Source organism: Hyphomonas sp. NPDC076881 (genome assembly GCF_050269995.1).
Taxonomy (GTDB): domain Bacteria; phylum Pseudomonadota; class Alphaproteobacteria; order Caulobacterales; family Hyphomonadaceae; genus Hyphomonas.
The window spans coordinates 1-6,104 of record NZ_JBNNJJ010000030.1; the positions used below are offsets into that span (position 1 = coordinate 1).

General features: G+C 54.1%; 6 protein-coding genes. 5 read left to right on the forward strand and 1 reads right to left on the reverse strand.

Annotated elements, in window-relative coordinates; all coding sequences use genetic code 11:
- Nucleotides 1-411: 411 nt before the first annotated feature.
- Nucleotides 412-621 carry a ribbon-helix-helix protein, CopG family gene (locus ACQKI2_RS18495; protein WP_427381105.1) on the reverse strand — a complete coding sequence of 70 codons (210 nt, stop codon included), beginning with the start codon at nucleotides 619-621 and terminating at the stop codon, nucleotides 412-414.
- A 152-nt stretch (nucleotides 622-773) separates the two neighbouring features.
- On the opposite strand from ACQKI2_RS18495, the gene ACQKI2_RS18500 reads away from it, so the two are divergent.
- From ACQKI2_RS18500 to ACQKI2_RS18520, 5 genes are all read left to right on the forward strand, one after another.
- Nucleotides 774-1,919, forward strand: a complete 1,146-nt coding sequence (locus tag ACQKI2_RS18500) for a multiubiquitin domain-containing protein (RefSeq protein ID WP_427381106.1) — start codon at nucleotides 774-776, stop codon at nucleotides 1,917-1,919.
- Nucleotides 1,916-3,298, forward strand: a complete 1,383-nt coding sequence (locus tag ACQKI2_RS18505) for a ThiF family adenylyltransferase (RefSeq protein ID WP_427381107.1) — start codon at nucleotides 1,916-1,918, stop codon at nucleotides 3,296-3,298. Before ACQKI2_RS18500 ends, ACQKI2_RS18505 begins: the two co-directional genes overlap by 4 nt.
- Nucleotides 3,295-3,630, forward strand: a complete 336-nt coding sequence (locus ACQKI2_RS18510) for a DUF6527 family protein (protein WP_427381108.1) — start codon at nucleotides 3,295-3,297, stop codon at nucleotides 3,628-3,630. The genes ACQKI2_RS18505 and ACQKI2_RS18510 overlap by 4 nt, the downstream gene beginning before the upstream one ends.
- 352 nt (nucleotides 3,631-3,982) lie before the next feature.
- Nucleotides 3,983-4,291: a helix-turn-helix domain-containing protein gene (locus ACQKI2_RS18515; protein ID WP_427381109.1), complete on the forward strand. Its 309-nt coding sequence runs from the start codon at nucleotides 3,983-3,985 to the stop codon at nucleotides 4,289-4,291.
- The gene (locus ACQKI2_RS18520; RefSeq protein ID WP_427381110.1) at nucleotides 4,284-5,714 is read left to right on the forward strand and encodes a type II toxin-antitoxin system HipA family toxin; all 1,431 of its coding nucleotides are present in this window, start codon (nucleotides 4,284-4,286) and stop codon (nucleotides 5,712-5,714) included. Before ACQKI2_RS18515 ends, ACQKI2_RS18520 begins: the two co-directional genes overlap by 8 nt.
- The last annotated feature ends 390 nt before the right edge of the window (nucleotides 5,715-6,104 follow it).

Below are 6,104 nucleotides of genomic sequence, written 5' to 3' on the forward strand. Positions count from 1 at the left end.
AACATTGATGATGAGCTCAGGATCAGGCAGTCCACCCTGAGCAAATCAGCCGGGATTTTCTCCGGTCAGATGGTCCAGGAATGGGGTCAAGTTCACTGGCGCGTTTAGTCAAGTCAGTGATCATCATTGCTTGGGTCATTCCCTCACAGACAATCGAAAAGCACTGACGGTCTAAACGGGATTCGATCGCTACCGTTTTTGCCCGCCAATCCCAATGTCGACTTTGCGGCCACAGCTGACGGTCGACTCCCTTATCGTAAAGAGCTCCCAAGAGTCGGATTAACTCGGGCGTCCATTTTGCTTCCCAATCAGCGAGATTTTTATCCGAGATCACGTCCCACAATTCAGCATCAACGAGTTCCTTGCCTTTCACTCGGGTAAGCGCGACAGGCGTGATCTCAGGCTGCCTTATCATAGCATCATAATCTCAGACTTCTCGCTCGTCGCTTCGTCCTCGAAGAAGAGCTTTCCGCCTTGTTCAAGCCGCTCCTCGACCCGCTGATAAAGACGAAGTGCCTGACGCATCAGTACAGTTTTGCTCAAATCCTTCTTTTCACACAGCGTTTCCAGCACCGCCATCTCAGCATCGGTGAGATTTAGAGTCATTGTTTTTCGGGTCATAAGCCTCTCCATTGGCTAAAAAATAGGGGAACTCCTATCGAAAGTCAATGAATCATGGGCCTCTTTTTTAGCTATTGACTAGCTATTTTTTAGCTATAAATAAGCTACCGACACTGGCACTCCGCCTCGGTCGAAGAAAAAAGGTATGTTCTATGAACGACGAAATTGATGTTGAAGATTGGGCCCTCAGCGGCGCTAAAGGCCCAATACCTGCTGCGAGTGCCTATCGGGTGCGTTTGTGGGACTGCGATGGATTTGATGAAAAGCGCCGCCTGGCCGACGCGACGCCGACTGGGGCTCAAATCCTTGCCGCTTTTGATCGGCACCCGATCAATGAGCACGTCCTCTTGCTTTTGGACCGTGATGGATTGCACGAGATTGCGCCCAACGAAGTGATAGACCTTGGGGATCGAAAAGCTGAGAAGTTTTTAGCTTTCCGGTCAGACCGCGTTTGGTTTGGGACCATAAATGAACGGCGATTCCCATGGGGTCAGGAGTCGATTTCCGAGTCTATGCTCCGAATACTTTTCCGAATTGCCCCGACCCAGAAGATAATTCTTGAGCGGAAAGACCAGCCAGACAAAGAGCTGGAAGCAGGCGATGTAGTCTCGCTAAATGAGCCCGGCGTCGAGCAACTTTATACCCGCAAAGAAGTCTGGAAATTGCTTGTGCAAGGCATCATACTGACTTTTGAAACACCACACGTCGTTGTTAAGGATGCGCTGATCAAGGCGGGGCTCGATCCAGACAAAGGATGGACCGCAGTCCTAAAACTTGCAGGGCAGCCCAAAGAACGTGTTGACCTCAACGATACACTCGATTTGACCCGGAAGGGCATCGAGAAGCTCTGGCTTCGACCAAACCATGTAAACAATGGCGAGTCTGCGCCAGCACTCAATCGAGCTTTCGCAATCCGCGAAGCTGATACTGCGTTTCTCACAGAGCGTGGATTAGATTGGGAAACCCTTGTAGATCTCGGACAGCATTGGTTCATACTGCGCGGGTACGCACTGCCGGATGGGTACCTCCAGAAAATGGCGGACATAGCGGTCTTGATCCCACCCACATATCCTGCCGCCGCGCTGGATATGTTTTACTGCTCTCCATCCCTCACTCTCGCAACCGGAAAGCCCATTCCGTGTACGGATTCCCGTCAGTTAATCAGAGGGATTTCCTACCAGCGATGGTCCCGCCATCGTCAAGCGGATACAGCGTGGAATCCAGCTGTCGACAGCTTAATCACCCATATCGCATTGATCGACGATGCGATCGCGCGCGAGATAGAGGGGTATGAATGATGCCTGCCTTGCGAATGACAACGGATCAGTATGAGAAGCTCTATGCCCATCTTTTCAATGGCGATGGACTTGAGGCTGCTGCTATTCTGATCTGCGGATTAGCTGGCAGACATGGCGACCAGCTACTAGTGCATCACACCCTCCTTATTCCTTACGACGCATGCGTTGAGCGAACGGCGACCAGATTGACTTGGCCAGGCGAGTGCCTTGATCAAGCTATTGATGAGGCAGATATGATCAATGGTAGCGTCATCTTACTACACTCACATCCAGGCGGGTTGTTCGATTTCTCAGCATTAGATGATGAAAGTGATCAGACCGTCATCCCCTGTCTGCAGAATGGCGGAAAAAATGAGGCGGCCCTTCATGGGTCGGCAATAATGGTACCGGATGGCCGAATACGGGCGCGAGTGTACGATGAAAATATGCGCAGCCGAAATATCGATTGCATCAAAGCGATTGGGCACGATATTCGCGATTTAACACGGAAGTTGGATGACCGCCCGCTCGCTTACTCCAGTGCGATGACTTCTGATTTATCTCGACAATCTGCAGTGGTCGTTGGAGTTTCCGGAACGGGCTCTATTGTCGCTGAAATGCTAGCCCGGCTGGGCGTCGGGCGGATAGTCCTGATCGATTTCGACACTGTTGAGGAAAAGAATTTAAACCGAATCCTTTATGCAACGCCGGGAGATATTGGTCGTTTCAAAACACATTTGCTTCGGGACGCAATCACAGCACATCATCCGGACACTGTCGTTGAAACTTTTGAGACCCTCATCGCAGATATTCAGGCACTCTTGACCGCTAGCGAGGCAGATATCTTATTCTCTTGCGTCGACAGCATGGAAGGCCGGCACTATTGTGACTTGATGGTCGCGGCATTCCTTTGCCCATTGATCGACGTCGGAGTTACTATACCCACTCGGCGGAGGAACGCCATCGTTGAGATAGCTGACGTCTGTGGAAGGATTGACTTTGTCCGACCTGGCGGCGCGTCTCTTTGGGACCGAGGTGAAATCACTGGCGAAGGCCTCGCCGCCGAATATGTACGCAGAACAAATCCCGATGACCACGCGCGACAATTGGCTGAGGGATACATTAAAGGGGTCCCTGAAGAAGCGCCCTCTGTCATTTCCTTGAATATGCGCGCCGCAAGCGCCGCAGTGAACGAATGGCTTGCCCGCATTTATGCCGTTCGGCATGATTCCAATGTAAATTACTCTCGCACATATTTTTCTTTGGCGAGCGGAGAGGAAGAGTTCGCGCCTGAACCTACATGCAGTTCCGCTTCGCAACACAGTCTTTTTGCGAGAGGGCTAATGGAACCTCTACTCGGTCTACCCAACCTCACCCAAACATTCAGGACCGAAGCATGAACCTCGACTGGTTACTCTCTCTATGGCGCAAGCTATTTCTGCGCCGTCCAGATTTTGTTTTAAGATGGCACGAAGGAGACACGCCTCCGGAGAAGTTAGAACAGGGTGTACTGCTCGTGGCTAGTGAGGATGGGGAGTTGTGGGCCGCCGCCTTTCTGTGTCCGTGTAAGTGTGGAGACCGGATCGAATTGGCACTCATTCCGGAAGCAACACCCCACTGGCATCTGACAAATGACGCAAAAAACACTCCAACTCTGCGGCCGTCAGTTTGGAGAAAAACAGGATGCAGGAGTCACTTCTGGCTTAGGGACGGCCGTATCCATTGGTGTTAGTCGCGAGACTGATCACTTTCATTGATTTCCCAGCTGACTAATAACTGCTCGAGCATCTCAAACATTACTCACTACTTGGCTCGCGTATCTTAATTGGCGATAACCGCGACACACCTTAATTCGTCAGCCGCGCGCCTAGCTTCGTGGTTGACAAGGTGAGCTTAGTGATGCCTCGGTGAATCATATTTTCCGTTGGCAGATTAATAATCATCTCTTCAGCCGAGCTGTCTCGCCCTTGTAAGCTCCTTCAGGTCAGAGCCATCGAGGTGAAGCAAAAACTGCTTGTAACCGAAAGATCCCTTTCATATATGTGCGCTATCGTGCCCTTTGTGATATGCGCAGGATCGGTTACATGCATCTCTATCTGAAAACAGCTTCTGATTTCGGCAGCCTCATCCGGTCCCGCAGGAAAGCCCGGGGTCTGGGCCAAGCTGAACTGGCCGAAATGGTCGGGGTCAGCCGCCGCTGGCTGAACCAGGTGGAGGCCGGAAAGCCAGGCGCCAGCCTGAGCCTTGTCCTGAACACGCTGAATGCCCTGAACGTGCAGATTGAGGTTCGGGCGGACGAAGAGAGCCCCTCCCCCAAAGGGATCGCGCCCGTTTTCAGTCCGGACATCGACGACATTCTGGGGGATTATGACGGGAGCCGATCCGATGGATGAGCTGCTCGTCTTCGGAGACGGGCGCCAGATGGGACGCCTGACCCAGAAACAGGGACGCCTTGCCTTCACCTACAGCGATGACTGGCGGGGGTCCGATGGCGCCTATCCCCTGTCCACATCGATGCCGCTGGTATCGAAAGACCACGGGCACAGGGCGGTTACCGCCTTCCTGTGGGGCCTGCTGCCCGACAATGAGCAGGTCCTGCAGCGCTGGGCGCGCACCTTCCAGGTATCGGCCCGCAACCCCTTCGCCCTACTCAGCCATGTCGGAGAAGACTGTGCGGGCGCCGTGCAGTTTGTCTCAGAAAAGAGGGCCCCGGCCTTCCTGAAGGAAACAGGAGACAATGCCGTCGAGTGGCTTTCCGAAAAGGAGATCGGCCGCCGCCTCACCATGCTGAAACAGGATGCGGGTGCCGGGCGCTCACCCCGCGATACCGGCCAGTTCAGCCTAGCAGGCGCACAACCCAAGACAGCCCTTTACTACGACGGCAAGAAGTGGGGCATTCCTCATGGCCGGATGCCGACCACCCACATCCTGAAACCGCCCACGGACGAATTCGACGGATTTGCCGAGAACGAACATGTGTGCCTCCAGCTGGCAGCCGCTCTGGGACTGCCCGCCGCCCGGTCAACGGTTCAGGCATTTGACGGCGCCACCACCATCGTCGTCGAACGCTATGACCGGCGCAGGGTGACAGAGATTGTCACAGACAGGCTGAAGGCGGCCGAGGCCTTGGACAAGCAGGCCGAGGCAGCGACAGCGGCCGGAAATTCCAGCCTTGCCGACCGGCTCCGCCGACAGGCTGCGAGCATCCGGGAACAGGGCCGCTCGCTGGCTGAAACCTCTCCCGGGCCGGTGCTGCGTGTCCATCAGGAGGATTTCTGCCAGGCGCTGAGTATCCCGCCGGTGAACAAGTACCAGAATCAGGGCGGCCCCGGTCCAACCGAGATGATTGCGCACCTGCGCACGCACGCAGCCAATCCAGAAGACGGCGCGAGGGACGTATTACGTCTTGTCGATGCGCAGATCTTCAACTGGCTCATCGGTGGCACGGACGCCCACGGGAAAAACTATTCAATCCTCATCGGGGCAAGCGGACGTATCCGCCTCGCCCCGCTCTACGATATTGCCAGCATCCTGGCCTATGCCGAGCACGATCCCCGCAAGGTGAATCTCGCCATGAAGATAGGGGATGAATACCGACTGAGCAGGATCACGGGTTCCGAATGGCTGAAATTTGCCGCCACGAACAAGCTGGAACAGGATTTGGTCCTTGAGCGGATCAGGTCCCTTGGCAAGGCATTGCCGGACGCGCTCAGTGATACAATCAAGAACATGCGTTCACAAAAGCTGGATCACCGGATTCTGAAGGTACTTGAAAAGGTCCTTCCGGCGCGCTGCCTGGCAGTTTCTCAGGTTTAAGCGGACAATAGACGGCTGTTGATTGGACGCCTTCCGTCAAAAGCTGCCGCCCTACGGCGATGGAGCGGATACTGAGTTCGGAAATTTATCAGCTCATCGATTTCTTCTCGGAATCAAAACAAAGCTTCAGAAACAAAGATTGAATGGTAATTTGCGATGAGCCAGCAAGAGCAATTTTCTGATTGGATAGCTCGGGTATTCTTGCCGGAGAGCTTCATACGTGTAGCTGACTCAAATGATCCCATTGGAACGATCCTGCACAGTCATTTGATGGTCGAAGAGTTGTTGGTTGGCTGTGACCCAGCCCCCTGATCCGGGCCGTTTAATTGGAGACTCTGTTCGCCTTTCTTTCTGGTTGGGGGTGGGTGGTCAAGGCCCGCTGAGCGGAGC

Bases quoted from the DNA above. Each gene is read 5' to 3' on its own strand.
- ACQKI2_RS18495 (WP_427381105.1), bottom strand. From the start codon at position 621: ATGACCCGAAAAACAATGACTCTAAATCTCACCGATGCTGAGATGGCG.
- ACQKI2_RS18500 (WP_427381106.1), top strand. From the start codon at position 774: ATGAACGACGAAATTGATGTTGAAGATTGGGCCCTCAGCGGCGCTAAA.
- ACQKI2_RS18505 (WP_427381107.1), top strand. From the start codon at position 1,916: ATGATGCCTGCCTTGCGAATGACAACGGATCAGTATGAGAAGCTCTAT.
- ACQKI2_RS18510 (WP_427381108.1), top strand. From the start codon at position 3,295: ATGAACCTCGACTGGTTACTCTCTCTATGGCGCAAGCTATTTCTGCGC.
- ACQKI2_RS18515 (WP_427381109.1), top strand. From the start codon at position 3,983: ATGCATCTCTATCTGAAAACAGCTTCTGATTTCGGCAGCCTCATCCGG.
- ACQKI2_RS18520 (WP_427381110.1), top strand. From the start codon at position 4,284: ATGGATGAGCTGCTCGTCTTCGGAGACGGGCGCCAGATGGGACGCCTG.